The following is a 25,928-nucleotide window of genomic DNA, read 5'->3' on the forward strand; positions in this document are numbered from 1 at the left end:
GTGAGCATACAATCAAGCGTGGCAGTGATTTTTTCTCATTTTTCGTCCTTCACACCAGCACGCGTTAAAAATTTACGGCCAATGGTAACCATCTGCGCGCCAGCTCGCCTGTGGCACGTTGCCGCAGTTCAAAAGAGGCACCCCCACAGAACGCAGGACTGGACGAAAACCGGAACCCATTTTCCAGGATGCCCGCTTGATGCACGGCCCGGGTAAGGCCGCATCATGATCAAAATCCACAAGAGCTGCGATGAGACCGCTGCGAAAACTGGCAGGCGATCTGCTCAGCCAGGCTCTGGTATGCTACCGCCAAGACTGACTCCACGCGCTAACGGGTAACCAACGCCCTATGGAATGGCTGACACTCTCCCAAACCGGCTTTCAAGGTGCCGCCCGCTATTTGCTGGGTATGCGCCTGGCTATAGTAACCATCATGTTACTGGCCATTGCGGTCACCGATACGTTTATAACCTTGAGCCACCGAGCCGAGGCCCTGCTGCTGTGCCTGGCCTATGGCGTGCTGGCGACTCTGGCCTGGCTTTGGTTCACCCGGCGTCCGCCTCAATCCATACTGCCAGTCACCATGACGCTTGGGCTCGATCTGTTGTTGATAGGCTGCTGGCTTTATAACACCGGGGGCTACACCAACCCACTGGTGTCATTGCTGTTGTTGCCACTGGCTATCGCCCTGGTATTGGTGCCCCTGAATCACGCCATTGGCCTGACGATAGGCAGTGTGCTGATATACACCCTGCTAATGCTGTGGCACCAGCCCATCAGTTCAGACGCTATTTCTGACACTATCTTTGCCACTCGTTCCGGCGCCGTCTCTGGCATGGCCCACAACCACGGTGCAAACCTGGCCCAGCTGCACCTGATAGGCATGTGGGTCACGTTTGTGCTGACGGCGGTTATTCTGGTGCTAGCGGTCGGCACCCTGGCGCACCAGTTGCGAGGCCAGCAACTGCGGCTATCCCAAAGCCGGGAAACCCGCCTGCGGGATGAACAGATTATTTCGCTGGGGCTGTCGTCCGCCGCTATTGCCCACCGCCTGGGTACTCCAATGAACACGCTGACACTGCTGGTAGAGGAGCTTAAAACACTGCCACCCGATGCTGACATCCGTGCCGACCTGGAACTGATGTCATCGCAGCTGGCGCTCTGCGGCCAGCATTTACAACAGCTATCTGCATCCGCCATGCAGGCCAAACTGTCGCAGCTGGAAACCCTGAGCCTGGAGCAGTGGTTGCAACGCCTGCAGGAATCCACAACCTTGCTCTGGCCAGAGGCGAACATACACTGGCAACGACCGTTTCCGCCGCGTAACGTGCAAGTAGATGCCACTCTGGACCAGGCCGTGCTGAACCTGCTGGCCAATGCCATTACTGCCAGCCCGCAGTGGGTTGCTGTCAGCGCACAAGCCCCCGACGCAAACTGCATAGAAATCATTGTGGAAGATCAGGGTGACGGCTTGGCATCGGCGCTGCTGGATTCACCCGGCTCCTGCATCGTAAATTCAGAAACCGGCATGGGCGTTGGGCTGTTTTTGTCGAACGCCACCATCGGCCGCCTTGGTGGCAAGCTAAAGGCGCGCTCAAACAGCACCGATGGACGCGGCACCACCATGATCATTGAGTTGCCGACCGCGGAGTATTCTTTATGAGCAATCGGATGGGTCAGCCGTCATGAGCAACCAGCCACTGTGGTTATTGATTGACGACGACGAAGCGTTTTTACAGGTTCTGCAACGTTCACTGTCGCGCCAGAATATCAAAGCCACAACCGCACAAACGGCCCAACAGGCAATCTCAGCGCTCGCCGACCACCACTTCAGTCACTGCGTTCTAGACCTTAACCTGGCTGGCGAAAGTGGGTTGCAGTTGCTGCCTGAGTTGCTGAGCTGCAAGCCGGGCCTGGCCGTTCTTGTGTTGACCGGTTACGGCAGCATTGCAACCTCGGTTGAGGCAATGCGCCGCGGCGCCGTGAATTATCTGTGCAAACCGGTAACGGTGAACCAGCTAATCGCCGGTTTTGAATTCTTGAACAAAACTCCGGAGGTACGGTCGGAACCGCCTTCGGTGGAGGAAATGGAGCGCGAACACATACAGCGCGTTCTTGACGAGCACAGCGGCAACATATCCGCCACAGCAAGAGCGTTGCACATGCATCGCCGGACACTTCAGCGCAAGTTGCAGAAGCACTCCCATTGGCGCAACTGAGCACAGGTTTTCTCTCTACACGCCTTGCCGCGACGACGGCTTAACATCCATTAGTCTCATTCCAGGCAAACCGCTTGTGCTAGCCCTCACGCACTGTTATCAAAGAAGCTGGTCGACGATTTATGGAGCACGCATCAGAATTGTCGTTGCGGCAACCGCCCTCATCACTTTTTTCGCAATTCATCCCTGTGCTTCAGGCTCTGAACAGACCGTAGTTACCGATTCAGAACCGTCATGCATGGGAGTACGTATAAGTTCTCTGCTAATACGATCTAAATGTAAACAGCACGACCTCCACCTCACTTTTTTGGTGAGTCCAGTGATTCTTTCTCAAGAACCAGAACACCATTTGGAGGCATTGTGGGCGCACCTGTCTATCCTGCTGATGAGGTTGAGCGCTTGTCCGCGCTTCGGAGTACAGGACTCCTGGATACGCCACCGGAGGAACGTTTTGATCGCATTACTCGCCTAGCCGCGCGTTTCTTCGGTGTTGAGACTTGCTTGCTGTCTCTGGTGGACAGCGACAGGCAATGGTTTAAGTCCAGAGTAGGTCTGGAGGAAAACCAGCTGGGTCGCGATATTTCTTTTTGCGGCCACGCAATATTGGATCGCGGAATCCTTACGGTTACGGATGCGCTGCAGGATGCACGTTTTTCTGAAAATCCATTGGTAACAAGTGCTCCGCACATTCGTTTCTACGCCGGTGCGCCTGTGCGCGAGCCAAGTGGTCTGCCGATCGGAACGTTGTGCCTCATTGATCCTTCACCTCATTATTTTTCTGACGAGCAAAAACAAGCGCTGCGTGACTTTGCGGATATGGTTGAGCACGAAATTGCTCGTATCGATCAAGCTGATGAATCTCAGCGAAGATTGGCCGCCAGTGCGATCAGAGCGTCATCCATACTCGCGACCATGCCCGATATGGTATTTGTGATTGATCGCCACTTTCGTTTTCTGGTGTGCAACGAACATCCAGACCTGCTACAACCGAGGCTCAAGGTATTGGGGCGAACCATTGAAGAAGTTCTGCCTGGTGAGCTAGGTGTGCAGCTAACAATGAATGTGCAAAAAGCATTCAGCTATAGAGAAGTGATTCAACACAATTATACCCTCGCGAACAATACGTCATTTGAGGCGCGCCATGTAGAGATTGACCAGAACGAAGTGCTGGTTGTTATCCGTAATACGACGGAGCAAACCTTGATCAGTGCCGAGCTTAGCCGCCTTTCAGATGTGGCCAAAAAAACCACAAACGGTGTGGTTATAACTGACCAAAGTGGCTTTATTTTATGGACTAACGAGGCCTTTAGTGGAATTACGGGTTACAGTCCGGATGAGATGGTCGGGAGATGGTCGGGAGCCGGCCTGGCGTCCTACTACAGGGAAAAGACACCGACCCAGCCACTGTAGAGGCAATGCAAAAGGCCACGGCCGGCCGTAAAAGTTTCAATGTTGATGTGATTAATTATACAAAATCTGGCACGCCTTACTGGGTCAGAATTGCTTGTGATCCTCTCTGGGATAATAATGGACAATTCAAAGGCTGCATTGCTATCGAGACTGACATTACAAAAGAGAAACGTGATGCAGATTTAATTAGCTACAATGAAGAAATGCTCAAGTCGGTGATTAACGCTAACAATATTGGCACATGGCGGCTTAATCTGCAAAGTGGCGAACTTACAATCAACGAAAAATGGGCACACTTGCTGGGTTACAAACTCCATGAGTTAATGCCGACTGACCGTAAAACCTGGGAAAACCTGACTCATCCAGAAGATCTCGCCTACTGTATTTCAGAGTTAGAAAAGCACTCCATGGGGCAAGTACCCGCGTACGAAGCGGATATTCGAATGAAACATAAGAATGGCGAGTGGGTTTGGATAAATACTCGTGGCCAAGTATTGTCCAGTACTGAGGATGGCAAAACAGAATGGTTAATAGGCACCCATTTTGACATCAACGATCGAATAACGGCGCAACGCAAATCAAATGAACAATCAAAACAGATGCATGCGATTGTTGAGAGCATGCAAGACGGCGTCGTCACTATTAGCAACAAGGGAGTAATTCGCACATTCAACCGTGGTGCCGAGTGCATCTTTGAATACGGTCGCGACGAGGCAATAGGTCTAGACGTAAATGTATTAATAAATACACCGAACCGAGATTATCTCAATAAATATATATCAAACTATATATCTAGGAATACAGGAAATGCTATTCAACGTTATCACGAGCTCGATGCGATAAATAAATATGGCACCGTTTTTCCCATCGAAATCGGAATGACCCAAATGCCGCCGTTGGGCGATATTGACTTTGTTGTTATTGTAAGGGATATCACCCAGCGCAAAAAGCGTGAAGACGAGATACGTCAATTGGCGTATTATGATCCGTTGACGCGGCTGCCTAACCGCCGCTTGCTTAAAGACCGGCTGCAGCAAGTTATTGCTAATTGCGGTAGGCAGAGCCGTTACGCTGCTCTTTTTTTTCTGGATCTGGATAATTTTAAGAATCTTAACGATAGCTTAGGTCGCACCAAAGGCGACCTGTTGCTATGTCAGGTCGCAGCACGTCTTATTGAGTCAGTTCGGCACGGGGATACCGTTTCGCGTTTGGGCGGTGATGAGTTTGTGGTGCTGATCGAGGGACTCAGTTCCGATCGGAATGAAGCGGCCGTTCAGGTTGAAGCTGCAGCCGGAAAAATCAATGTCCAGTTGACGCAAAAATTTGATTTAGACGGCTCTCCTTACAACGGATCGGCAAGTATTGGCGTAACCACGTTCAATAGTAACGATTCATCGCTTGAGGACTTGCTCAAACAAGCGGATATGGCTTTGTACAAAGCCAAAGCAGCCGACCATAGTAGCGTGCATTTTTTTGATCCACAAATGCAAGTTGTAGCTAGTTTACGTGCAGCGATGCAGCAAGACCTGTATGAAGCTCTTCGGAAAAATCAGTTTCAACTCCACTACCAAAAACAGATTGACCAGCACGAGGGGTTGATCGGAGTTGAAGCACTTCTGCGCTGGGCTCATCCTACCAAGGGCTTCATTTCTCCCGCACAGTTTATACCGTTGGCGGAGGAAACCGGCCTTATTGTGCCTATCGGGGAATGGGTTTTACGTGAGGCATGCCAAACACTGGCCCAGTGGGCCTCCGATCCAGCAAAGGCTAATTTGACAATTGCCGTCAATATCAGTGTTGTGCAATTCAATAAGAAGGATATTGTCCATACGGTGCTCAATGCGCTGAACGCGTCGGGCGCCAAACCGCATAATCTCAAGCTGGAAATTACCGAAAGTCTTCTGGCGAGCGACGTCGAGAACGTTAAAGTCAAGATGTTGGAGTTGCAGCGCCACGGAGTTACCTTTTCCATTGATGATTTCGGTACAGGTTACTCCTCCTTGTTTTATCTCAAGCAGTTACCACTACACCAGCTGAAAATCGACCAAAGCTTTGTCAGGGATATTATTAATAGCCCCAACGATCAAGCCATTGCACAGGCGGTAATCACCCTTGCCATCGCAATGCATCTGAATGTGATCGCCGAAGGTGTTGAAACAGAAGCGCAGCGAGCAATGCTTCAAGATTTGGGCTGCGGTGCGTATCAAGGTTACCTCTTCGGAAAGCCCTGTGCACTTCAAGACCTGTTCATAGAAACGCAAGAAAGGCGCAGCTGAGCACAGGTTTTCTTTGTGAACGCCTTGCCGCAACTTAGCGGTAACGACGCTGGTCCAGAGTGGTCAGGCGGTCTGGGTTAAACACCATCATCCCGGTTACAAACGCGCCATTGGCAAAGCCCTCCGGAATCATGAACAGCGGAAGATAGCTAAGATATTCGTGCACCAGTTCGGCGAAGGTGTACACGCCGCTGGTCCATAGCATCAGGCACATCACCACACCCGCCACAGCCACCGCAATGGCCGAACCAAAAAATCCGCAGACAAAAATATAAGCAAAGAAATTATTAAAGTCACGGTGGCGCTCCCACAGCATGATGGCGTAGCTGACCAGCGCCGGCACCATCACTGTTATCAGGCCATTGGCCGCAAACATGATCAGCGGTTCACGGCCGGTAATCACCATAATCACCAGTGCCAGCAAGCCGGCCAACACGGCCAAGCCCCAGCCTAACATCAGCGTAACAAGGGTGATGCCAAAGACGTGAATGGACAGCCCCGGTGAGATACCGGCGCGCAACTGCCACAAAAACCCAAGCGCTACGGCAGCGCCAAAAAAGGTGTGCTGCAACGAGGTGTCTTGCCGTAACTTATGCCAATCAACACTGCGCACAGCCGCCAGCAAAATAACGGCGAACAGTAAGGCCGTAATCACCCATTGGGTAGTGGAGAGCAGGTTTTCGGTCATGCCCATATGTCTGGCCCGTCTGCGTAGTCAGCAGCAATCGGATACCCGCCATGCTGATCTCTATCGGCTATGAATCATCGTTTTTGGCGCCAGTCACCAGCGCTTTCCAGCCCTCATGGGCACTCAAAAATACGCCGCCACTCAAATGCTGACAAAACTCCGTGCGTTTGAGCCGGTCCATCACCGGCCCCTTCACATCTGACATGTGCAGGCGCACACCAGCGTCTTTCAGGCGTTCATTAATCGCCTCCAGGCTTTCAAGCGCCGATGCGTCCACCAAATTCACTGCCGGGCACACCAACACCAAATCCGTCAGCTGTGGTTCGCGGTTCACAATGTCTAGCACCGTTTCTTCCAGGAATCGGGCGTTGGCAAAATACAGGCTCTCGTCTACCCGCAAAAATGTCACCGTCGGGCATACGTCTACTTTATGGCGCAGAACATTACGAAAATGCTCGCTGCCTGGCACCCGTCCAACCACGGCACAGTGGGGCCGGCTGGTACGATACAGAAACAGCCCCAGAGACAGGGCTACCCCCGCAATAATGCCAGCTTCTACACTGTGCCCCAGAGTCAGCACAATAGTGGTCAGCATGGCACCGAAATCAGCGCGCGAATAGTGCAAGGTACGTCGCAGCGCCGGCATATCAATCAGCGTAGACACCGCCACTATAATCGTTGCCGCCAGCGTGGCCTGCGGCAACCAGGCAATGGCCGGGGTCAGAAACAGGGTGGCCACCGCAATACCCACCGCCGTATAGATTCCGGCCGCCGGCGTTTCGGCACCGGCATCAAAATTCACCACCGAGCGGGAAAACCCGCCGGTTACCGGCATACCACCGGAGATACCCGAACCCAGATTGGCCGCGCCCAGCCCGATCAGTTCCTGGTCGGGGTCAATTCGTTGGCGGCGTTTGGCCGCCAAGGTCTGGCCTACCGACACCGATTCCACAAACCCGACCACGCTGATCAGCAATGCGCTCACCGCCAACTGCTGCCAAAGCGCCCAGTCGGCCTGTGGCCAGGTTAACTGTGGCAGCCCAGAGGGAACATGCCCCACCAGCTTTACGCCCTGGAGCTGCAACTGCCAGAACCAAGCCGCCAGGGTGGTCAACACTACCGCCAGTATGGGCGCCGTTTTGGTGACTACATCGGCCAGCTGCGGTGCCACTCCTAACGCCAGCAAGCCAAGTTTAAGGCGAGTACGCGCCAACACCAAAAACACCAGAGTACTCACACCAACCGCCAAGGTGGCCGGATTGATGTTATTCGCCGATGCCCAAAGCGAACGGCCTATATCAAACAGGTTATGGCCCGATCCGGTTATTCCAAATACGTGCTTGAGTTGGCTCGCCGCGATCACAATGCCGGAAGCTGTGATAAAGCCCGAGATAACCGGATGGCTAAGAAAATTAGCCAAAAACCCCAGACGTAACACGCCCATCAGTACCAGCATCAACCCGGACATCAGCGCTAACACAACGGCACCCACTATATATTCGGCACTACCTGCCTGCGCCAAAGGCGCGAGCGCCGCTGCCGTCATCAGTGACGCGACCGCGACAGGCCCCACCGACAAGGTACGGCTGGTACCAAACAGAGCGTATACCACCAACGGCAATATGCTCGCGTACAGCCCGATTTGAGCGGGGAGCCCTGCCAACAAAGCATACGCCAATGATTGCGGTATCAGCATCACCGTCACAATTAACGCAGCAACCAGATCGCTGCCCGCTTGCTGGCGGTTGTACTGCGTACTCCATTGTAATACGGGCAGGTAACGGGATAGGTTCATCAGCGGCTCAGAACAGATTTAAAGGGATTTTCACGTAGGCCTGGCCGTTGTCTTCCGCTGGCGGCAACTCGCCGGCGCGCATATTAATCTGCACCGAAGGCAGAATCAGCCGTGGCATATTCAGGGTGGCGTCACGTTCATTGCGCATGGTTGCGAAGTCGTCTTCGCTGACTCCGTTGTGCACATGAATGTTGTGCTCGCGCTGCTCCACAACGGAGGTTTCATGGGCGTAGCTCTCTCGGCCGGGCGCCTTGTAATCATGGCACAGGAACAGACGGGTTGTGTCTGGCAAGGCCAGAACCCGGCGAATTGAGCGGAACAATACATGGGCATCGCCACCGGGGAAATCGCAGCGCGCCGTACCGTAGTCCGGCATGAACAGCGTATCCCCCACAAACGCCGCATTGCCAACAACATACGTCAGGCAGGCGGGCGTATGGCCGGGCGTGTGCATGACCTGAGCCTGCAACCCACCAATAGCGAAACTGTCGTTGTCTTTAAACAGCCGGTCGAACTGACTGCCGTCACGGGCGAATTCCGATCCGGCGTTAAACGCCTTGCCGAAAGTCTCCTGCACCTGGCAAATATGTGCGCCAATGCCGGTTTGCCCGCCCAACTGCGCGTGCAGATAAGGTGCCGCCGATAAGTGGTCTGCGTGCACGTGGGTTTCCAGAATCCACGCCACTTGCAAATTGTGCCCGTGCACATAAGCAATAATAGCGTCTGCACTGGCCGTGCTGGTGCTGCCAGCGGCGTAATCAAAATCCAGTACCGAGTCGATGATGGCGCAGGCGTTGGACGTAGGGTCTTGCACCACGTAGCTGAACGTATTGGTGGGCTCGTCAAAAAAATGCTGAACGGTTGGATTGGTCGTGGTCATCACTAAACTCCTTTCGAATTCGCAAACATCGAACCTATTAATAAGCTCTAAGCATATACTAAGATAGAATATATAATGAAGTGATGTTTTCTTCTAAGCAGCCGAGCTGACAGAAGAATGTTGTGGCAACAAGGTCGAGGGCCATCAGGCACAAGACCTGTCTTAAGCATTTTAACTGAGGCGTTACGGCCACTGAAGCATAATGGGGTTCTGGGGACATTCCGTCCTAATGTAACACTTATCGCTACAGCCCTTGCCTCATAGGGTGTCCAGAGGTGTCTTAATTTTCATTTTGCACGATTGATTGCATAATCTCATCCAAGTCGAGCGGATTTTGTTCAAAGCTGAAGCTGTAGGTCCCGTTCAAATTGATATTATGCCAGGCCACTGGTGAAACCTGCTTGATAATTTCGAGCTTCTTATCGTCACCTTCCTCTTCAAAATACTCGAGTAATCGCGTCAGTATCAGCGAGTTAAAATAAATAATGGCGTTGGTTAATAGCCTCGCACATTCATTCCACAAGACGATTTCATCGTCTGATTTCCCTCTGAAACGATTACCATTCACATGAGCAATGGCACGGCGTAGTTGATGATAAGCCTCTCCGCGATTCAATGCTCGCTGCACATAAGTTCTTAAGCTGGCATCATCAATATAGTCCAGTAAGTACATGGCCTTGAGCATACGGTTGTACTCAGTTAAAGCTTTCAGCAAGGGATGGTTTTGACTATAGCCGGAAAGCTTTCTAACAAGTGTTGCCTGCGTTATCGTCTTTTGCTGCAGCGATACAATAATGCGTTGAATAGTATCCCACTCATCGATAATTAGTGCTGTATTGATAGGCTTTTTCAATGAGAGCGTCGCCTTATTATCTTCTCCCTCACTTACATCAAATAAGTCTGATATCACCGTTCCAAACTGAGCATAGCGCGGTGCAAAGGTATAGCCAAACAGGTCCAGCAAGGCAAAGTTCACATGATTAACCCCGTGCGTATCCGTTGATAATATATCCGGCTTAATTTCAGAGGTGTTGTTATGAAGCAAGTCCAAAATAAAGTGTGATTCATGTTCATTAGCACCGATAATTCGGGCATTCAATGCTACATGATTGGCAATCAGGTTCATCGATGTCAGTCCTTTGTTTGTGCCAAAATATTTCGATGAATAGCGGGTTTTAAATGTCTCTAACCGTGATTCGAATTTCTGCCCATCGGCACTCGCATGAATGAGTCCTTCCTGGATATTGTAATGTTTGAAGATTGATAATTTCGCTGTCGCATCGTTAATGGCATCATTGCCGAGGTTTAGCGTTTCAGGTCGCAAATAATTGGCTTGCACTGTGCGTAGGTGTTCATATGACCGATCAGAGATACTGGCCATGCCATGCAAGCCGTAATAAGTTCCATTGCCAATGACTGCTGCCAGCAAATCATTCAAATGATCGCTCTGGCCGGACTGTATCTGACGAACATGCTCAAAGTGCTTTAAAAAGCCTGTCTCCTGATGAACGAAGCGCAATACGTCAGCAACGTTGATGGGTTCCATGCGATCAAAAAAAGGATTGTTTAGAGCAGTTTTAGCACCGGAATACGGAAGCCGCCATTGGGTTTTACCCGAACGATTACGCAATATCACATTTCGATTGTCGCCGTCATCAATACGTTGGCAGACCCGCTGCAGCTTATCGGTCATCTCTTGTTCCATTGACTTGACCAGCTGGGCAGGCTCGGTATTCATACTGCCTAACATGGAATCTTTGAGCAATTTGTCTTTCTCAGCCCAAGGGATATCCCCAACCAGATCATCGTGTAATGCGCGATATTTTATGGCTGTGGGTATAAAAAGTTTGCCATCCAGCTTATTTTGGGCCGCTAAATACAGCATAATCTCGTAACGTTCAGAGAGTACCTTGTTATCCGCATCGATCACATAAAATTGATGTTTGGATGAAATTAATCGCCGGTCTGTAGACGCCAATTCCCCGGTATCTAACAACTCCTTTTGCATTCCATTTAATTGTGCAGCTAATGCCTGTGTATTGCCTGACCCTTCAAACGTCAGACATAAAAAGATGGGGCGTATTATGTGTTGAATCAGCTCATTGTTCTTATCATAAAATTCCCAGATGTAATCATTGTTCGTACGTTTTTGTTTTTTTAGATACAGGCACAGTAATTCAATTTCCCGTGCTCCAAGCAAGTCTTGTACCCGTTTTTTTATTTGTCTAAATGACACTTGGTCATCAATTGTATCGTCAATAAAAAAGTATAATAGTTCAGCGGCTTTGCTAATATTTGCTGCTGCACCTTCCCAGTCTTTATAGGCCATTTCCTTGGCATGCGCTTTGGCTTTTTCACGCAATTTTCGAACGTGGTAGATAAATCCATCGGCCAGACGTTCAATATTGATTTGCGCCCTCTCCTGAAGGTAACAAAGTAAATAAAGCTGCTGCGTGACTCGGTAAAAGCGTTTAAGCTTGGTAATAGAGTAGTAATCAACCATCGTCGCATAATGCAGTTGGTTTTTTTGCGATAGTGACAAAGCAGATACCACCTGATTTACTTCATTCATCCAAGTCTGAATCAGCTTATTCACGTTCAACTCTTTCTCCAACTCTGAAACATTAAAACTTTTCGCAGCCTGCTTAAGTTCTTTGACCGTTAGTGTACTTTCTCCATCGACTAAATCCGCCAGTTTCTCAGCCAAATCAGCAGATATAGTTGCTTTTAATGTGTCAGAAAGTCGCTTACGCTCCTGCTTGATTACCTGACTTATAATCCGTTGAAGTACAGTATATTTTGGAATAGCTATATGATTCCGAGCCAGATATTCGGTACAGGCATCAAATAAAAAGCGTGGTTCTATCCAGGATTTAGCAACCTTTTGTAAATAGCTAATGAGAGGTTCCTGATGTTGCTTTGCATCCCATGTTTTAAAACCCTGCAGGTTGAGAATCTTGTCGTAGATACGTGCCTTTTGCATACGACTAACACTAAAGCGAGGAACTTTAAATTTAGCGAAATATTCTTCAGCAATAAAGGTTAGATCTTCCTGCAATTCCTTGTAAGGCGGGTTGTGTTGGATCGGTTTGATTTTAAAATAACCGAGAAGTGCTATGGCATAGCATTTATGATTGCGATTCCTGATGGATTTAATAACGTCCTGTTCCGGGTCATTCAGTGCAAAACTGACACGTTTTCCTTCAAGCGAGAGACTGGGAATGCCATATAGGTCGTTAATTTCAGCTTCGTGAAGTATGGTCAGGCGTTCTTTATAAGACATGGGCTTCTCGCGAAACCTGGAATACTACTATAAACTGGATATTACAGCGATTTTGAAAATTAAGGTGCCTCTGGATGCCTTATGACAGTTGGGCTGTAGCGATAAGTGTTACATTAGGACGGAATGTCCCCAGAACCCCATTGTGGTGGCTGAAGGCATCGAGACGGCAGAGCATCAGCAGGACCTAGTTCATCGCGAGTGCGACTTGCTGCAGGGCTTTCTTTTCTCTAGGCCAGTACCGTTGGGCGACTTGATGGCCTTGCCAGAAGATTTGACCGCTAATGGCTGATTTGAGAACGAGTTCAGGCCTTGCTATGGTGAGTAGGAGGTCTTGTTTTTGATAGACTTATACTGACAGAAGCCTTTTTGTAAAACAAAGGTAGCCCCATGATTAAACCTGAAATTCCAGAGAACGAAGCCGAGCGTTTACACGCTTTGCGAACGCTAAAAATCCTTGATACCGCTCACGAAGAGCGATTTGATCGCGTGACCCGCATGGCTAAACGGATGTTTGGCGTATCTGTTTCGCTTGTAAGCCTTGTTGATGAGGATCGCCAGTGGTTCAAATCCTCGCAGGGTCTTGAAGCCACTGAAACTCCAAGAGACATTTCTTTTTGCGGGCATGCAATCAATCAAAACGGGCTATTTATCATACCGGACGCTATTGAAGATGTGCGTTTTGCTGACAATCCGCTTGTAACCGATGCTCCTAATATCCGTTTCTATGCGGGTTACCCTTTGGAAATCCGGGAAGGATTGAAGATAGGTACGTTATGTCTGATCGATCAAAAACCCAGAGTTATGGATGAAGAAGACCAACAGCTGTTCAAGGATCTGGGCGCTATGGTGGAGCAGGAAATTAAATCGATACAGTTAGCCACTTTGGATGAGCTGACCTTAATTTCCAATCGGCGCGGCTTCTTGAACCTCGCGGATTATGGTTTAAAGATGTGCCGACGAAATCGGGTGTCAATGTCGTTTTTGTTATTCGACCTTAACAAATTCAAAGCGATTAACGATCAGTATGGGCACCATGAAGGTGATTTTGTATTAACCAAATTTGCTCGAATATTGCTCGATACGTTTCGGGACAGTGACGTCATCGGCCGGCTGGGTGGGGATGAGTTCGTTGCCATGCTCACTGATTCCGACAAAAAGAATTCTGACGAAATTCTAGCAAGGTTTGCAGAAGCGGTTAAAGAGACGAATGCGACGATGAACAAACCCTACAAGATCGAATACAGTGTGGGCATTGAACATTTTCAACATGATACGACAAAAACGGCAGAAGAAATGATTCAAGAAGCGGATGCCGCGATGTATAAACATAAGAAAAGCGGGGTTTGACAGGTTATCCTTCAATAGACGATTAGAAGGGTTTGCCCCAATAGAAACTGGCCATGGAGGCCTTCTTTCCACTTTTAAATTCCACCAAAAGTGGGGTAATGCCATTGCAGTTCTGACTGCGTCATAGTTAAATTTTGTCGCTTTTTGTCCTTTTGGCTGCTGGCGAAGATTCGTTCCACTGGCGTATCCAGTCAGGCATAGCCTCTGCAGGCATAGGACGTGCGATACCGTACCCCTGGCCAAAATCACATCCGAGTTTTACCAGTTGTTCACTGTGTTCTGGCGTCTCGACACCTTCTGCAATCACGCCAAGACCGAATGATCTGGCCAGCACCAGAATGCCCTGAACAATGGCAAAATCGCTGGGATCAATCAGCATATCGCGAACAAAACTCATATCAATCTTGAGTTTTTCCACTGGCAGCCGCCGCAAGTAAGACAATGACGAATAGCCGGTGCCAAAATCGTCCAGTGAGCAAATAACACCCAGCTTGCGACAGGCTTCGATCGTCTTGGATACAACCTCCAGATTATCCAGGGAGGAGGTTTCGACAATCTCCAGCTCAATCTGTCCGCTCGAAATCGACGGATAAAGGCTGAGTATTGCCTCCAGTCGTTCTACGAAATTGGGCTGCCTGAGGTGTAAGGAATTGATATTGACACTGACGGGTATAAGAACGCTCTGCTGCCGCCATTCCATCATCTGCGACAGGGCTGAGTTCAGTACCCACTCGCCCAGATCCACACTCAGCGGATGGTGTTCAATGAGCGGCAGAAAGTCATTGGGCGCAACCAATCCCCGCTCCGGGTGCTGCCAGCGAATCAGGGCTTCAGCCCCCACAACCTCACCCGATTTAAGATTAACCTTGGGCTGATAAAAAAGCACAAACTCGTTCCTGTTCAGGCCCAGCTGAATGCACGTCTGATCCTCGTGAAGGCTACTGTAAACACCGGTCTAAAAGCGCTGCTATTTGCCGAATATCCACACAGTCAGATTTTTCCTCAGATCGAAAATCCATAAAACATTGCACAATTCAGGCGGGTCATTCACGAGATTGGAAATAGATAAGCCAAGCAATATCGTTTTACTCGGGCTATAAAGATGCTGTCGGTGAGAAAGGTATGACGCCAAGAATGATTTGACAGTCCTAACTGACGCCATACCCCTCAAAATCGTGCAGGCGCACGACCCAATGATTGTTACACACTTTGGGATCAAATCCAGCCCTCATCGACCTTTAGCTGTCGATGCAAACTTCAAGTCGCCTATATCACTGCCTCCTTTGCCATGCACAAGTCATTATTTGTTCTCGTTGTGATCGCGGTCATCGTTATTGCACTGATGGGTGTTCTGAAAAAGCCCGTCGAGTATCCCTTGCTCGTGCCTCAAAAAAGTATCAAGAAAGTCGCGTTGGGTGCTTCAAAAATGCCGAGCGTCAACAGCGATTTCGTCAACAAAAAAAGCACAAAGTAACGCATCAGTCTTCCCAGATAATTACCCTTAATGATGTACTCAATGCGCAACGAAAAAGTCGTAAAAGGGTGATCCCGCCGCTAAAACACAGCACCTTTATGGTCTGCCATCATTGTGGTGAGGTCTGTAGTCCCTTTTTACGACATGACTTTTTACGCGGGACGATCTTTAAAGAACGACTGAGGTGTTAAACCATCTTACGGCAGCATTTAGATCCGACGCTTAGTGAATAAGGCTGGATTAATGACCATAAATAAAGACATGGAAGCAAAGATATTGCGCTATCACTTTGTGGAGAAATGGCGCACCGGCACCATTGCCACACAATTAGGTATTCACCATAGCGTGGTTGACAGAGTGCTGTCCCAAGCGGGCTTGCCTAAAGTAGAACGCACTGAACGCACGTCTATTCTGACGCCCTATTTGCCCTTCATCATTCAAACCTTGGAGACTTACCCCACACTCACCGCCGTGCGCTTGTATGAAATGGCGAAGCAGCGCGGTTATCCTGGCGGGCCCAGTCAGTTTCGCCACCGTATTAGCGAGCTTAGGCCCCGTAAGCAGCCCGAAGCGTATTTACGCTTAAAGAGCTTACCCGGGGAGCAAGCACAGGTCGATTGGGGGCACTTCGGGCACCTACAAATCGGCCAGGCAAAGCGCGCATTAATGGCGTATGTGATGGTGTTGAGTTGGTCAAGGCAGATATTTTTACAGTTTTATGTCAATCAGCAAACAGCCAGTTTTTTACGCGGGCAAGTGGCGGCGTTCGAGGCATTTAACGGCGTGCCCAAGGTCTGCCTTTTTGACAACATGAAAACGGCGGTGCTTGAGCGCAATGGCAGCGCTATTCGATTCCACCCTGCGCTGCTCGATTTATCCAGCCACTATCACTTCGAGCCTCGGGCCGCTGCGCCGGCCAGAGGCAATGAGAAGGGGCGAGTGGAAAGAGCCATTCGCTATATCCGCGATAACTTTTTTGCCGGTCGTCATTACTCATCGCTTGAAGATTTAAATGCGCAAGCGGATGAGTGGTGTAAAGGCACAAGCGCAGAGAGGCGCTGCCCTGAAGACCCTCAACTCAGCGTAGGAGAGGCCTTCTTGCAAGAGCAACCTGGCTTATTGGCACTGCCAGACAACCCCTTCGATACGCGTGAGCATGTGGTGGTGCGCGCACAAAAAACACCTTACGTCCGGTTTGATAGCAATGATTACTCGGTGCCTCATCAGCACGTCCAAACATCCTTAACCGTGAACGCCTGCCTAAAAGAGGTGCGTATTATTAGTGGCACGAATGTTATCGCGACTCATTTACGCAGTTTTAGCAAAGGCGAACAAATAGAAAACGAAGCGCACGTGAACGCTTTATGGCTGATGAAAACGAACGCCAAACAACATCGCGCACAAGATAGGCTGTGCCAAATATCCTCCCATGCACAGCCGTTACTGCAGCACATCATTGACCGAGGCCATGCGCTGAAAGGCGCCGTGAATCGCTTAAACCAATTACTGGATGATTATGGCGCCACTGAATTGCATCAGGCCATGGGCGAAGCCATCGAGAAAAACGCACCTTATGTAGAAGGCGTCGCACAGATCCTAGAATACCGCAGAGAAAGGCGTCAACAACCGCCACCCATTGCGGTGAGCGTGCCCAATAAAGTGAAGCAATACTGCGTCAAACCCGCCAACCTGACTCAGTATGACGCGCTGAGCACCCCCCTCTGCCAGCCTAGTTGTCCAGTTGGCGATTTCGCCTAAATTCATGTCAGATTGGGCGGAGTGAGAGCAGTCATGCCACGTTATTCCGAGGAACGTAAAGCGGCCGTGTTGAAGAAGTTGTTACCTCCGCAGAACCGCAGTGTGGTGCAGGTGGCCGCAGAGGAAGGCCTATCGGATGTGACTCTGTACAATTGGTTAAAACAGTGTCGACAACAAGGGGTGCCTGTGCCGGGTTATCGTAATGCTGGAGACGATTGGTCTCCTGATGCCAAGTTAGCCGTCGTGATCGAAACGGCGTCTATGTCCGAAGCTGAACTGAGTGCGTATTGCCGCCAGAAAGGTCTGTATCCCGAGCAGGTACAACGCTGGAAAGACGCCTGCCTACACGGTGCCGGTCTGCAAGAAGGGCAAGGGAAAGCCGCTCAGAAGCAGCAGCGTGATGCCCGCAAAACCATCAAGAAGCTGCAAGCGGAAGTGCGCCGTAAGGATCGGGTTCTGGCAGAAACGACCTCATTGTTGGTGCTGTCAAAAAAGCTCGAAGCCTTGTACGGCGAGGACCCGGACAGCGAGGACAGTTAACACCGCTGACCGAACGTACAAGGCTTTTAAACGACTATGACGAAGCTGTCGCCAGTGGCGCAGCCCGGTACAAGGCGGCCGACTTGATGGAGCTGAGTCAGCGCACGTTGAAGCGCTGGCGACAGGCTAATGGCGCTGTAGCGGAAGATCAACGCCCGCAAGCGGAGCGCGTTGTGCAGCCACACCAGCTCACTCACGCTGAAGAAGCGGCCATTCTAGACACCTGCAATGAACGGGAGTACCAGAGCTTGCCACCGTCCCAGATCGTGCCTCGACTGGCTGATAAAGGGCTTTACCTGGCCTCTGAGTCCTCATTCTACCGAGTGCTCAAAAAGTACCAGCAAGTGAATCATCGGGGCCGCATGAAACCGCCGCGCAAGGTCCCTGAGCCCACCAGCTTTACCGCCACAGGCCCGAACCAGGTGTGGAGCTGGGACATCAGCTATTGCCCCTCAGAGGTGCGCGGTCAGCACTGGTATCTGTACCTGATCATGGACATCTACAGTCGCAAAATCGTGGCGTGGGAAATCCACGAATCAGAGTCCGGCGAGCTTGCCAAAAAGCTCATTGATCGAGCTCTGTTACGCGAGAGATGTTGGCAAAACCCACCGGTGCTGCACTCAGATAACGGCGCGCCGATGACGTCCTACACGCTGAAAGCGCGGCTGGCAGACCTGGGTATGCTGATGTCTCACAGCCGACCCAGAGTAAGCAACGACAACCCTTACTCAGAGTCGTTGTTCAAGACGCTAAAGTACTGTCCAAAATGGCCAGCCAAGGGCTTTTCATCACTAACGGCGGTGCGCAAATGGATGCTGTTGTTCGAGCAGGCTTACAACGAAGAGCACCTGCACAGCGGCATCAACTTCGTGACGCCCGCACAACGGCACCAGGGTGTTGATGCAGAGTTGTTAGCCAAACGTGAAGCGGTTTATGAACGAGCAAAGAGTCTGAATCCTAGGCGTTGGTCTGGTGATACTCGAAACTGGGCAGTCGCCGGAGCCGTATCGCTCAACCCTGGAAAATTGCAGGAAATTGAGCGTAATAAACAGGCTGCTTAAGTGCAGCTATATGGACAACTGGGTTGCAAATCACCGGCACGGTAGAAATGCAAGGAGATGATGACGATGAATGAACATCAGACCCTTAAAGCCCAGGCATCTGCCCTTAAACTGCATGGCTTGCTCAGCCACTGGAATGAATTAACGCCCGAGCAAACACCCTGGCTGGCAGAACTATTAGCGTGGGAAATAAGCGAGCGTAAACAGCGCTCACTTGAGCGCAGATTAAGCAGCGCCAAACTCGGTCGGTTTAAATCATTAACCGAATTCGACTGGCAATGGCCAGCAAAAATAGACCAACAAGCAGTGCACCGTGTCATGCAGCTCGACTTCATTCAGGACCCAAGCAACATCATCCTCATTGGCAGTAACGGTGTGGGCAAATCGACCATCGCGCAGAACGTAGGCTATCAGGCGGTTATGCAAGGACACACCGTTCTATTCACTTCTGCCGCCAACATGCTTAACGATTTAGCGGCGCAAGATGGTGATAACGCACTTCGACGACGATTAGCTCATTACAGCAAGACGACGTTACTCATCATCGATGAAGTGGGCTACCTGTCCTACAGCAATCGCCATGCCGACTTACTGTTTGAAATCATCAACCGCCGTTATGAGAAAAACGCGACCCTCATCACAACGAATCGGCCGTTTAGCGAATGGAATGACGTGTTCCCGAATGCAGCCTGCGTGGTATCGCTAATCGACCGCTTGGTGCATCACAGCGAAGTGATTGCGATTGAAGGAGACTCTTATCGCATGAAAGAAGCACAAGAGCAGGCATTAGCACGGGGAAAAGTTAAAAGAGGAAAGACAAAATGAAAGTGCTGAAAATCACCACCCATTGGACAACAGAAGAAGCGGCATGTGTTCACGAAGCGCTCGACACGTTACAAACCGCTATCTGGGAAAGTTACGGCAAAGATATTACCGGAATGTACAGACATATTGCCAACGAACAAAAGGAAAAAAGCGAGCAGTCTAATGCCGGCATGGACTTCTAAGGACTAAGGCATCCAACTCAACGGCTATTGAAAAATGGCAATAAACGTCGTTTTATCGCCATTTTTAAACTGCGGCAAATAACAGCGGATCTTCACCGGCGCTAACAGCTACGAACCGCCTTGTCGTTTTCAGTGTCAAAGTACTGAAACTGGTTTCTGCCCTTCTGTTTGGCAACGTACATCGCCTGGTCTGCCTGACGCAGAAGCTGATCGGCGTCCAGAGTCTCGCTTTGCGGATAAAATGTCACGCCAATACTGGCGGTTATAAAAATCTCTTTCTCCGCCAAGGTCACTTTTTCAGCGATGGCCAGGAGAATCCGACTTACGACGCTTTCTGCCCTTTCCATTTTGCCAATCTCTGGCAGAACCACCACAAACTCATCACCACCAAATCGGGAAAAGGTATCACTGCCGCGCAGTTCCTGTGCTACTCGCCAGGTAATCTTCTTCAGCAGGTCATCCCCCACGCCATGGCCCAAGGTATCGTTGACCTGCTTGAACCCGTCAAGATCAATAAAAAGCAGCGCCAGTCTTTCGTTGTTTCGTTCAGCCAGTCGCATCGCCTGGGTCAGGCGATCACCCAGTAACACGCGGTTCGGCAGTTCGGTAAGCGCATCGTATTTGGCCATGCTCTCAAGCTGCTTCTGGTACTCTTTGACCTCTGTTATATCGTTCAAAAGAAAAACATATCGACGTATCTCGCCGCGCTCGCCACGAATCGCACTGATGCTTTGACGAACAATCACCGAATTTCCATGTTTGTTGGTGATGTCCAGATCGCTCTGCCATTCGCCAACCTCATCAAGCGCTTGCAAAGCCTGAGGCGTAAGCACGCCATTTTGTCCGCTGGAATAAAGCTGCTTCGGGCTTTGCCCCACGGCCTCACCCTTCCCATAACCGGTAATTTTTGTGAAGGCCGCATTCACATCAAGAATTGAAAAATCGGCGCCGGTAATAAAAATGCCTTCATTCGCGTAACGAAAAACACTGGCCGACTCATGCAGTTTACGATCAGACCAAAAACGCTCAGTGGCAATGGCGATCAGCCATGACGCTTTTTCAAAAATCGCTATATTTTTTGCCGAGAGCTTAGGTTCCTCCGCCCAGAAAACCTTTAGCACGCCCAAAGATCGTTTCTCCGAATCAATAATGGGCACCGGGGTTGACTTGCCGTGGCAGAGCGGCTTTATGCTCCCCTTATCGGTGTTAATAAAGCAGGTTCTTGGGACATAAAGGTCTGCCTCGGTTTCCATAGCATCGAATTCAACAACACAGCGCGCCGCGATCACGGCTTCAAGGCTTGCGATGATGTTGATGTAGATATCTTCCAGCGCGTCGTTTCCAGCAATCTTTTCCAGCGCCTTACTGCCAAATCGCTCCAGATCAGCGATGTCTTTTTGCTCTGTTATATTTGTCTGAAACGCCATCGACCCCTGCAATACGCCATCTTCGCTGTATAGGGGCTCGCAATTGATACGTACCCAGTAACCCTGGCCATCCTTACCATAATTGAAAATTTCTTCATCAAAAGCTCGCCGCTCGCCCAAAGCTTGGCGAATCCGGGCCACGGTTTGCGGATCGGTACGCTCACCTTGAAGAATATGGCCCGGCTTTTTCCCTCGCAGATCAGCCAACCGATACCCGGAAATATGGGCGAAACCCTGGTTAATCCACTCAACCCGGCCGTCAATACCGGTAATGATGATGCCATTGGTTGCACTGTTCAGCGCCGTTGACAGGCGCCAGAGGGGTATGGTCAGAAGTTTACTCAGCGCAAGGGATACGAGAATACTTAAAAGAAGCAAGCCGCCCAGTAATATCAGAAACAGGAGGCTTTTCTCTTCCATTTCTTTCACAACGGGCAAAGCCGGCGTTTGAACAATAAAGGTACGGGGGGAAGTGCCTCCGACTGTCTGCGTCATCTCATAGCGCCCTTCACGCCAGCTCTGCATGGTCGACAGGTTGCGGTCGGGTTCAATAAGGCGCAACCCTTCCGTCAGCGTAGATCCTGGTTTTGTGTTTCCCGATCGAATCCATGGATCGCCTTGGCTTGCCAGTACCGTGCCTGACTCGTCCAAAATCGCAAGAGCCAAACCGTTGCCAGGATATTTCTGCAACAGGAAGTCGGCGAGAAAATCGCTTTCGGACTCTCGGAAAACGCTGAAATTAGCCACAAAATGATTCAGATGCCCTGACAGTTGTGCCACCAGAAGGTTTTCTCTGTTTTGGCGTTCCATGCTGCCGTAGAGAATGACCGGGACCGTTCCTGCGACTATTGTCAACGCAAGCATCGCCTGAAACAGAATGTTTTTGATCTGGCCGCTGGTGAGATACACCGGCGACATTCTGTGGCGCGCAAGGTCCAGCAGGAACAGGATTAAAGCAGCGATGACAACATTGAATATTCCGTTGATACCCTGTTTGAGAGCAACAAGCGCAGACGCCTCCAGCGACAGTGCAAGAGCCTGGCTGTAGAAGAGGATAACCATTGGAACGCCGATAATGAGCCAGAACAGACCGTCGGCCAGCAGTAACGACTTGCCCTTCCGGCGATTCAGCCAGTAAACGAATACGGCTTCCGTGCCGACAACAACCATGGCATACGGATGATCCCACAACATCCAGGTATAAAGTCCGCCTGCGATGGCAACAAGAAACGTAGGCAACCCACCGAGATAAGCCACGGCGATGAAGACAAAGACAGATCCGAAAATCAGGTGTATCCCGGAGAAAAGGCTGATCGAAAAAACGTTACCAAGGAACGCAAGCGTTGCCAGTAAAGCTGTTAGACACAGCATTACCACTCTGTGGCTAAACACCGACTTCAGGGCGAACATCGTCAAACTCTTTTATGCTCCTTTGCTGCAATACAGTGGATTTCATCTGCAACTGCTACTTAAATCTTACTACTAGCTCATGAAGCTCACCAGCAATTGTCTCTATTTTCTGGACACTCGCCGTGGTGTGTTCACCCTTTACTAAGCTGTCTGCGGCCAGAACGGAGATTTTCTCGACCTGCTCATTGATCTGATCAGAAACCTGAGACTGCTCTTCAACGGCCGCCGCCATCTGAATCGCCATTTCTGCAATATTGCCAACAGATTCCGTAATCTCGTTCAGCGTCCCTTCGGCCTCCAACATGCGCTCAAGACCCTTATTTGCGGCTATGTTTCCCTCACCGGCAATAATCACAGAGGCGGACGAACGCGCGAGCAATGTTTCTATTATGCTGTGAATTTCTCTCGTGGACTCCTGCGTCCGCCTGGCAAGATTTCGTACCTCGTCAGCCACTACCGCAAACCCTCGACCATGCTCGCCAGCTCTGGCGGCCTCAATCGCAGCGTTAAGCGCAAGCAGGTTGGTTTGATCCGCGATGGCTTCAATGATCTTTGCCGCTTCTGCAATTTTCTCGCTTTCGTGAGCAAGCTCGCCTACAGACTCACTGATATTGTGAACCGTATCCTTCAGGTTCTGAATAGACTCGCGAGTGGCGGCAACCACGGATGTCCCGCGACCGGCAAACTCTCTGGCCTCCTCGGCTTTACGGGCTGTTTGCTGAACATTGGAAGACACTTCCCCAATGGTTTGCGACATCTCATGAACCGCCGCTGCAACCTGTTCCGTTTCGGCCTGCTGCCTACGCAGGGTTTCCTGAGCTTCAACCGTGACTTCCAGCCCATTAACCGCTTCCGTTTTAACATGGCCTGCGGCATCTTCGATTCGTGTCAGTACCGCGTCTAGATGAGCTTGCTGGGCAATCACCGCTACTTTAATGCGCCCAAGCTGGAGGTCATCGTCGGTATAGCTTCTTGCGGCCAAATCATCAGTGAATGTTTTGGCCATGAGCTTGGTTATCGACTGAATCAAATGGCGCTTTGACAAACTCATCCACACGCCATAGAAAGCGGCGCCCAAAGCCAGCACCACCTCAGAGACCGTTGCCTGCCCTACAAATAGAAGAATCGCAGCCAGACCAAAGGTTGAGATCAAAAACAGCGTGCTTGGAGCCAGTCTTTTCCACCAGGGCGTACCGGTTTTTCCTTTACGCATTTTGGCGTACAGCTTTTCAGCGCGATTGACGTCCTCTCTGTTGGGGCATGATCTGACCGACTCGTAACCCACCACTTTTCCGCTGTTGGTCACTGGCGTGATGTAAGCACTTACCCAATAGAAATCGCCATTTTTGCAACGGTTTTTAACCACCCCCATCCAGGGTTGCCCGGCTTTGAGATGCGACCACATATTTTCATAAGCGGCCGGTGGCATGTCAGGATGTCGAACCATGTTATGGGGTTGGCCAATGAGCTCATCACGGGAGAAACCGCTGACGTCAACGAATGGGTCATTGCAGTGGAGAATTTTACTCGTGAGGTCTGTAGCAGATATTAATTTCTGCTGTGCTGGAAACGTCCTTTCTCGATCGGTGATCGGCAGATTCTTGCGCACGTGTTGTTCCCCGCTTTAAATTTTATAAAAAAGTCATCCATTTTCTTATTATCGGCGTACACCCTATATCCTGCAGTTTTTTTTTGTAACCGTAACGTTCATACCAAAGCGCGGTAATCTCAAACTACATAACCTGATTGCGTGACATCACAGAGACTCTCCCGGTAGTCGACGTTTAGTTCTTGCTAAATATTAGAAATACCCCTTCCAGATTTAAGCCGATCTACCCGGGAGCGGAGAGGAGCCTGCATCCTATATTTCCAAATTTCGACTAAGCGAAGCGTTTAATGTTGTTCGGCTAACCTTAAAATGCTCGGCCACTTCTCTCTTAGTAATATTTGAGTCCGACAGCATAGCTGTCGCTTTCCTGATGTCCGAGTTCGACATGGATGGTTTTCGACCACCTTTACGCCCCTTGCCCTAGCAGTCTGAAGTCCAGCGATCGTACGTTCACGAATCAGGTTATGTTCAAACTCAGCCAGTGCCCCAAAGATATGAAATGCAAGCCGACCACCGGAGCTGGTTGCATCAATGGTTTCAGTGAGCAATTTAAATCCGACCTCTTTATCGCTGAGTTCTTGAACTATCTCAACCAAGTCCTTGAGGGATCGAGCGAGCCTATCCAGTTTCCAAACAATCAGAGTATCTCCCGCTCGGAACATACGGAGGCATTGCGACAGTTCCGGTCGTTCTCGTAGTTTGCCCGTTACTTTTTCCTGAAAGATCTGTTCACCATAACCGCGATTATGCGCAGTAAAAGGCCGGGCTTTGTTTGTCTTGTAGCTGGCGCCAGCCGTTCCTTAAAGGTGCCGGGCGGAACTGGTAGTTGATCACAATCATAGCATCTTGAACTGGCAGCAGGACTTGAAATGGGAGGTTGGCTTTGGCCAGGCGACGCTTTATCCGTTTGCCCAATCTTGCCAAACCAAAAGCGTGTGCCAGGGTTTCTGCTCCCTCATTCCAACCGCATGCGCGGACGCCAGAATGCAGACGAATCCGCAATATAATTACCACTATTAAATTTTTAAGTTTGACGCTGGCTTATAAACTTGGCGAGTAAATAAGTCGTTTGCAACGGGAGAAATACTAAGATCGTGCCTTTCAAAGGCGATATCGAGATCACTTTCCAGCTTTTTTACCCGCTTTTCTATATGAGGCAAAATTTCCGAAAGATTAGCTTGGCATCCTCCAACTAACAAGCAGATGTGACCCGTAGGCCAGGTGAGTTTAGTCTCTATTCTTGGCCATTTAAGCGTTGGCTCGGTTTTTAGAGTTCCTGGACGAATAGTGCAATACCAGAGCTCTGTCGGCGAAACTTGGTATCCGGTTAACCAAGTAAGAACGCCAAGCCCAGCAGTGTCCTTAGATGCAACACGGTCGGCTGCTGCGCTGCAATGATCGGCAATGTCCCTAATCTTTTTGAATGACTGGGCGGCATCCTGCAAACTGGGCTCGCTGCCTGCCTTACGAATCATGTCAGGGAAGTTTTGATACAGAAGCCGAAACTTATCTACTGCGTCCACCAAAGCCCATGCGTCAAGAAATGCGTGAGGTGTTACTAATGGCAACTCATTAGCCGATGGGGGATTAAGCGCTAATTCTGTAAGTGTGCTGCGAAGTCTGCTATGTGCCAATGCGATTATTTCTGCGGAGTGACGAATACCATCAATGAAAACCGCCTGTTTACGATTTAACGAAGCAGGAACCCGCCTTAAGCTTGAATTTTCAGAAAGCATAGCCTCGT

At 50.2% G+C, this 25,928-nt stretch carries 18 protein-coding genes and 1 pseudogene; 9 read left to right on the forward strand and 10 right to left on the reverse strand.

The window, feature by feature from the left end; translation table 11 throughout:
- The first annotated feature begins 349 nt into the window (after nucleotides 1-349).
- The 4 genes from MELB17_RS05075 (at nucleotide 350) to MELB17_RS26070 (ending at nucleotide 5,905) form a co-directional block, all read left to right on the forward strand.
- Complete coding sequence (locus MELB17_RS05075; protein WP_007349070.1) at nucleotides 350-1,663, forward strand: sensor histidine kinase; 1,314 nt, start codon at nucleotides 350-352, stop codon at nucleotides 1,661-1,663.
- A 22-nt stretch (nucleotides 1,664-1,685) separates the two neighbouring features.
- Entirely contained in the window at nucleotides 1,686-2,219 is a 534-nt protein-coding gene (locus tag MELB17_RS05080; RefSeq protein WP_007349071.1) for a response regulator transcription factor, read from the forward strand.
- Between the two features lie 360 nt (nucleotides 2,220-2,579).
- Nucleotides 2,580-3,629: a GAF domain-containing protein gene (locus tag MELB17_RS26300; protein WP_007349072.1), complete on the forward strand. Its 1,050-nt coding sequence runs from the start codon at nucleotides 2,580-2,582 to the stop codon at nucleotides 3,627-3,629.
- Entirely contained in the window at nucleotides 3,569-5,905 is a 2,337-nt protein-coding gene (locus tag MELB17_RS26070; protein ID WP_264673212.1) for an EAL domain-containing protein, read from the forward strand. Before MELB17_RS26300 ends, MELB17_RS26070 begins: the two co-directional genes overlap by 61 nt.
- Nucleotides 5,906-5,939: 34 nt before the next feature.
- Here the strand turns inward: MELB17_RS26070 and MELB17_RS05095 are convergent, their stop codons facing one another.
- The 4 genes from MELB17_RS05095 to MELB17_RS05110 form a co-directional block, all read right to left on the reverse strand.
- A complete protein-coding gene (locus tag MELB17_RS05095; protein WP_007349074.1) occupies nucleotides 5,940-6,599 on the reverse strand; it encodes an energy-coupling factor ABC transporter permease in 660 nt (219 codons plus the stop codon).
- Nucleotides 6,600-6,660: 61 nt separating this feature from the next.
- Entirely contained in the window at nucleotides 6,661-8,388 is a 1,728-nt protein-coding gene (locus MELB17_RS05100; protein ID WP_007349075.1) for a SulP family inorganic anion transporter, read from the reverse strand.
- A gap of 7 nt (nucleotides 8,389-8,395) precedes the next feature.
- Nucleotides 8,396-9,268 carry an MBL fold metallo-hydrolase gene (locus tag MELB17_RS05105; RefSeq protein ID WP_007349076.1) on the reverse strand — a complete coding sequence of 291 codons (873 nt, stop codon included), beginning with the start codon at nucleotides 9,266-9,268 and terminating at the stop codon, nucleotides 8,396-8,398.
- A 280-nt stretch (nucleotides 9,269-9,548) separates the two neighbouring features.
- On the reverse strand, nucleotides 9,549-12,551 hold the full coding sequence (locus tag MELB17_RS05110; RefSeq protein ID WP_007349077.1) for a Tn3 family transposase: 3,003 nt from the start codon (nucleotides 12,549-12,551) through the stop codon (nucleotides 9,549-9,551).
- Between the two features lie 387 nt (nucleotides 12,552-12,938).
- Between MELB17_RS05110 and MELB17_RS05115 the strand changes: the two genes are divergently transcribed.
- Nucleotides 12,939-13,898 (forward strand): sensor domain-containing diguanylate cyclase, encoded by a 960-nt coding sequence (locus MELB17_RS05115; RefSeq protein ID WP_007349080.1) that lies wholly within the window; start codon nucleotides 12,939-12,941, stop codon nucleotides 13,896-13,898.
- A 127-nt stretch (nucleotides 13,899-14,025) separates the two neighbouring features.
- Here MELB17_RS05115 and MELB17_RS05120 read toward each other — a convergent pair whose 3' ends face one another.
- Nucleotides 14,026-14,814 carry a putative bifunctional diguanylate cyclase/phosphodiesterase gene (locus MELB17_RS05120; protein WP_157133252.1) on the reverse strand — a complete coding sequence of 263 codons (789 nt, stop codon included), beginning with the start codon at nucleotides 14,812-14,814 and terminating at the stop codon, nucleotides 14,026-14,028.
- A gap of 801 nt (nucleotides 14,815-15,615) precedes the next feature.
- Here MELB17_RS05120 and istA point away from each other — a divergent pair.
- From istA to MELB17_RS05150, 4 genes are all read left to right on the forward strand, one after another.
- Nucleotides 15,616-17,130: an IS21 family transposase gene (gene istA, locus MELB17_RS05130; protein ID WP_007349082.1), complete on the forward strand. Its 1,515-nt coding sequence runs from the start codon at nucleotides 15,616-15,618 to the stop codon at nucleotides 17,128-17,130.
- Nucleotides 17,131-17,163: 33 nt separating this feature from the next.
- A protein-coding gene (locus MELB17_RS23600) for an IS3 family transposase (protein WP_085988694.1) occupies nucleotides 17,164-18,731 on the forward strand; the annotation gives its coding sequence in 2 pieces (ribosomal slippage) (nucleotides 17,164-17,649 and nucleotides 17,652-18,731; 1,566 coding nt in all).
- 66 nt (nucleotides 18,732-18,797) lie between these two features.
- Complete coding sequence (istB, locus tag MELB17_RS05145) at nucleotides 18,798-19,556, forward strand: IS21-like element helper ATPase IstB (protein WP_007348138.1); 759 nt, start codon at nucleotides 18,798-18,800, stop codon at nucleotides 19,554-19,556.
- A complete protein-coding gene (locus MELB17_RS05150) occupies nucleotides 19,553-19,738 on the forward strand; it encodes a hypothetical protein (protein ID WP_007348139.1) in 186 nt (61 codons plus the stop codon). Before istB ends, MELB17_RS05150 begins: the two co-directional genes overlap by 4 nt.
- A 101-nt stretch (nucleotides 19,739-19,839) precedes the next feature.
- Here MELB17_RS05150 and MELB17_RS23170 read toward each other — a convergent pair whose 3' ends face one another.
- The 5 genes and pseudogenes from MELB17_RS23170 to MELB17_RS05175 all read right to left on the reverse strand — a co-directional run bounded on the left by MELB17_RS23170 (nucleotide 19,840) and on the right by MELB17_RS05175 (nucleotide 25,920).
- Entirely contained in the window at nucleotides 19,840-22,575 is a 2,736-nt protein-coding gene (locus MELB17_RS23170) for a bifunctional diguanylate cyclase/phosphodiesterase (RefSeq protein WP_007349085.1), read from the reverse strand.
- Nucleotides 22,576-22,630: 55 nt separating this feature from the next.
- Nucleotides 22,631-24,184, reverse strand: coding sequence for a PAS domain-containing methyl-accepting chemotaxis protein (locus tag MELB17_RS05160; protein ID WP_036183628.1), 1,554 nt, complete (start codon nucleotides 24,182-24,184; stop codon nucleotides 22,631-22,633).
- Nucleotides 24,185-24,436: 252 nt separating this feature from the next.
- Entirely contained in the window at nucleotides 24,437-24,571 is a 135-nt protein-coding gene (locus tag MELB17_RS25375) for a hypothetical protein (RefSeq protein WP_227498803.1), read from the reverse strand.
- Nucleotides 24,572-24,651: 80 nt separating this feature from the next.
- Nucleotides 24,652-24,909 (reverse strand): annotated as a pseudogene (locus MELB17_RS05165) (recombinase family protein); the annotation flags it as partial.
- Nucleotides 24,910-25,200: 291 nt separating this feature from the next.
- Nucleotides 25,201-25,920: a hypothetical protein gene (locus tag MELB17_RS05175; protein WP_036183631.1), complete on the reverse strand. Its 720-nt coding sequence runs from the start codon at nucleotides 25,918-25,920 to the stop codon at nucleotides 25,201-25,203.
- Nucleotides 25,921-25,928: the final 8 nt, after the last annotated feature.

The organism is Marinobacter sp. ELB17 (assembly GCF_000169375.1).
GTDB lineage: Bacteria > Pseudomonadota > Gammaproteobacteria > Pseudomonadales > Oleiphilaceae > Marinobacter.

Coding starts and splice junctions, on each gene's coding strand:
- MELB17_RS05095 (WP_007349074.1), bottom strand. CDS start 6,599: ATGGGCATGACCGAAAACCTGCTCTCCACTACCCAATGGGTGATTACG.
- istA (WP_007349082.1), top strand. CDS start 15,616: ATGACCATAAATAAAGACATGGAAGCAAAGATATTGCGCTATCACTTT.
- MELB17_RS05110 (WP_007349077.1), bottom strand. CDS start 12,551: ATGTCTTATAAAGAACGCCTGACCATACTTCACGAAGCTGAAATTAAC.
- MELB17_RS05075 (WP_007349070.1), top strand. CDS start 350: ATGGAATGGCTGACACTCTCCCAAACCGGCTTTCAAGGTGCCGCCCGC.
- MELB17_RS05175 (WP_036183631.1), bottom strand. CDS start 25,920: ATGCTTTCTGAAAATTCAAGCTTAAGGCGGGTTCCTGCTTCGTTAAAT.
- MELB17_RS23170 (WP_007349085.1), bottom strand. CDS start 22,575: ATGTTCGCCCTGAAGTCGGTGTTTAGCCACAGAGTGGTAATGCTGTGT.
- MELB17_RS26070 (WP_264673212.1), top strand. CDS start 3,569: ATGGTCGGGAGCCGGCCTGGCGTCCTACTACAGGGAAAAGACACCGAC.
- MELB17_RS05115 (WP_007349080.1), top strand. CDS start 12,939: ATGATTAAACCTGAAATTCCAGAGAACGAAGCCGAGCGTTTACACGCT.
- MELB17_RS05150 (WP_007348139.1), top strand. CDS start 19,553: ATGAAAGTGCTGAAAATCACCACCCATTGGACAACAGAAGAAGCGGCA.
- MELB17_RS25375 (WP_227498803.1), bottom strand. CDS start 24,571: ATGTCGAACTCGGACATCAGGAAAGCGACAGCTATGCTGTCGGACTCA.
- MELB17_RS05105 (WP_007349076.1), bottom strand. CDS start 9,268: ATGACCACGACCAATCCAACCGTTCAGCATTTTTTTGACGAGCCCACC.
- MELB17_RS05100 (WP_007349075.1), bottom strand. CDS start 8,388: ATGAACCTATCCCGTTACCTGCCCGTATTACAATGGAGTACGCAGTAC.
- istB (WP_007348138.1), top strand. CDS start 18,798: ATGAATGAACATCAGACCCTTAAAGCCCAGGCATCTGCCCTTAAACTG.
- MELB17_RS05080 (WP_007349071.1), top strand. CDS start 1,686: ATGAGCAACCAGCCACTGTGGTTATTGATTGACGACGACGAAGCGTTT.